The following is a 3084-nucleotide window of genomic DNA, read 5'->3' as shown; positions in this document are numbered from 1 at the left end:
TTAGCTGTAGGTGATCAACATTTCCAGGAAAAGTGTTATCGTAAATTAAAAGAATTAAAAGATTCAGATAAGACAATTGTGATTGTTACACACAGTTTGGATGTTGTAAAAGAGTTATGTGATCGTGCTGTTTGGATTTATAAAGGAGAATTACGCTTAGATGGGGATCCTATTTATGTTATTGATGAATATTTAAAACAAGTAGCGATTGATCATAAAGAAGAAAAGAAAAAGGCTATTATTGAAGGGAAACACCATTTTAAGGGTGCGGTTTTCGTAGACAGCCCAAGAGATTTTGCGACTATAAAAAAATCAGATGAAATATTAACTTGTAGAGGTTGGCAAATTTCAGATCATGATGATGCAATTTTGGAAATTAAGTTAGATGAAAATGAAATAACAGATATAATACGCTCAAATCGTCAAGATGTTTTTGAAGCTTATCAAGAAGCGTATGCTGGTGATTTAGATGCCGATAACATTGGATGGGAGATTCAAGTTGATTTGAAAGATTTCTCGGTAGGACAACATAAATTGAACGTACAGTGTGTTGAGCCTAACGGCAATTTGTTAGCAGAAAAAAATATTCAATTTATATTAGAATAAGGTGGTGAAAATATGCATATTTTTAGAGATATATATGACTACCGTGAATTATTAAAGACAAATGTAAAAAAAGATATTCGAGGTAAATACAAAGGCTCTTTTTTAGGGGTTTTATGGTCGTTTATTAATCCTCTATTACAGGTAATTGTGTATTGGATTGTGTTTCCATATTTAATGCGTGGAGCCGGTGGAGATAATTATCTTATTTATTTGATTACAGGTTTAATTCCATGGACTTTCTTTTTGACTACAGTAAGTGCAGGGACAACTTCGATAAAAGCAAATGCAGGGATTATAAAAAAAGTGTATTTTCCTAGAGAAATTCTATTGATTTCACAAGTTTTAAGTGGATTAGTGAATTTTTTCATCTCCTGTCTAATTATCGTTGTTTTCTGCCTTGCGTTTGGATTAGGGATAACTAAGTATATTATCATGTTGCCAATCATTGCTTTTGTTCAATCTGTGTTGATTTTAGGAATTATTTTTATCTTGGGATCGATTAATGTTTATGTTCAAGATTTAGAGTATATTATTGGATTTATATTGAATATGGGTATGTATGCAACACCCATTATTTATGATATAAGCTTATTGAAAAATGCTGGTATTTTATACAAATTAGTTAGTATCAATCCTTTAACTATTTTAGTTACCTCTTATAGAGATATATTTATGTATCATCAATGGCCAAATTTTTTACCACTATTATTAGTGTTCCTTTTTGGATTATTTTTGCTGATTATTGGATATTTAATCTTTAAAAGATTAGAAAAAGGATTTGCAGAAGAGTTATAGTAAAAGAGGTATTTTTTAAATACCTTTTTTTATGGAGGTCAAGTATGATATCTGTTGCGATGGCTACATATAATGGACAAGATTACATAAAAGAACAACTAATCTCTATTTTGAATCAAAATAAAAAAGTTGATGAAATTGTTATTTGTGATGATTGCTCTACAGATAATACAATTAATATTATAAAAACAATTAAAAATAAATTTGAAAATTTTAATATACGACTATTTGTTAATGAAAAGAATATGGGGTATAAAATAAATTTCAAACAGGCATTATCCTATTGTAGAGGTGAATATATATTTCTTTGTGATCAAGATGATATATGGCTCCCAAACAAAGTGGAAAAAATGATTGGATTAATGGAATTAAATAAAAATATTAAAGTATTGGCATCATCTTATGAGTTAATTGATTCAAAAGGTGATATTACGAAATCAAATACTTCTTTATACAAACACAACGTAAAACAAAATACACTAAAAAAGATTTCATTTGAAGAACTAGTTGTGGGCAATTCATTTCAAGGATGCTCATTATGTATAAGGTCAGAAATAAATGATAAATTTCAAAATCATTTTAATGAGTATTTTCATCATGATTGGTTATTAAATATTTATGCTAGTGAAGTTGATGGTATGTATTTTTATAATGAAGCATTATTTCAATATCGTATTCATGGAAATAATGTGATTGGTTTATCTGGCTTAGCCCCTGTAACTTATGATGTGAAAAGTCTTGAGGGTAGGTTGAAAACAGCTAAAGAAAGTCTTAACAATTTAATACATTTGGAATGTATAGATGAAGATGTTTATCGAAACGTTTCAGATTTTAATAAGTATAAGCAGTTTTATATTAACCATATATCTAATATAGAAAATGGTTGTTTTATTAAATTATTAATATCAAATTTTAATCCATATTATAGTTTAATAAAAAGTTTTAAAGGTCGTATAATGGATGTGATGGTCTGCCTTAAAGTATTCATTAAAAAAATATGATATAATTTTATTTGGTTTTTATACGAGGAGAATTACTTATGAAAACAAAAATTATTGCAAATTATCTTCCTCAATTTCATAGTATTCCACAAAATGATCAATGGTGGGGAAAAGGGTATACAGATTGGGAAGCAGTTAAAAAATGTAAACCACAGTTTAAAGGACATAATCAGCCGAGAATTCCATTAAATTCTCATTATTATGCTTTAGATCAAGTTGAAGAAATAAGAAGACAAGCTAATTTAGCAAATGAATATGGTGTATATGGATTTGGAATATATCATTATTGGTTTTCGTCAAAGTTAAAGTTATTAGAAAAACCAGCTGAGATTTTATTGAATACAAAAGATATTAATCAACATTTTATATTGATATGGGATAATGGTTCTTGGAAAAGAACATGGAGTAATGTAAAAAATGGCTTTGATTGGGCACCTGAATTCGATAATAAAAATAATGAGGGTCATGAAGGTAACGGCTTATTAGCTGAACTTGTTTATGGGGATGAAAAAGAATGGAGAATACATTTTGATTATTTGTTACCTTTCTTTAAAGATGAACGTTACATAAAAATAGATGGAAAACCTGCTTTTGTTTTTTATCAAATGGAAAATGATTATGAAATAATTGTCCAAATGACCGAAAAGTGGGATGAATGGGCAAAAAATGAAGGATTAAAGGG

Annotated in this window: 3 protein-coding genes and 1 pseudogene; all 4 read left to right on the top strand. The window is 28.3% G+C overall.

Features of this window, described 5'->3' with window-relative positions; translation table 11 throughout:
- A pseudogene (locus Q0F58_RS18495) lies at window positions 1-606 on the top strand (hypothetical protein); the annotation flags it as partial.
- Window positions 607-618: 12 nt separating this feature from the next.
- The gene (locus Q0F58_RS18490) at window positions 619-1401 is read left to right on the top strand and encodes an ABC transporter permease (protein ID WP_294379385.1); all 783 of its coding nucleotides are present in this window, start codon (window positions 619-621) and stop codon (window positions 1399-1401) included.
- A 44-nt stretch (window positions 1402-1445) separates the two neighbouring features.
- Window positions 1446-2402: a glycosyltransferase family 2 protein gene (locus Q0F58_RS18485; RefSeq protein WP_294379383.1), complete on the top strand. Its 957-nt coding sequence runs from the start codon at window positions 1446-1448 to the stop codon at window positions 2400-2402.
- A gap of 38 nt (window positions 2403-2440) precedes the next feature.
- Window positions 2441-3084: glycoside hydrolase family 99-like domain-containing protein (locus Q0F58_RS18480; RefSeq protein ID WP_294379381.1), on the top strand; the 644-nt coding region annotated here is incomplete at its 3' end.

The sequence above is a fragment of the uncultured Clostridium sp. genome (assembly GCF_934754915.1).
In the GTDB taxonomy this organism is placed as follows: Bacteria; Bacillota; Clostridia; order Clostridiales; family Clostridiaceae; genus Clostridium.
This window is presented reverse-complemented; position numbering and strand designations above follow the sequence as displayed.

Coding starts and splice junctions, on each gene's coding strand:
- Q0F58_RS18490 (WP_294379385.1), top strand. CDS start 619: ATGCATATTTTTAGAGATATATATGACTACCGTGAATTATTAAAGACA.
- Q0F58_RS18485 (WP_294379383.1), top strand. CDS start 1,446: ATGATATCTGTTGCGATGGCTACATATAATGGACAAGATTACATAAAA.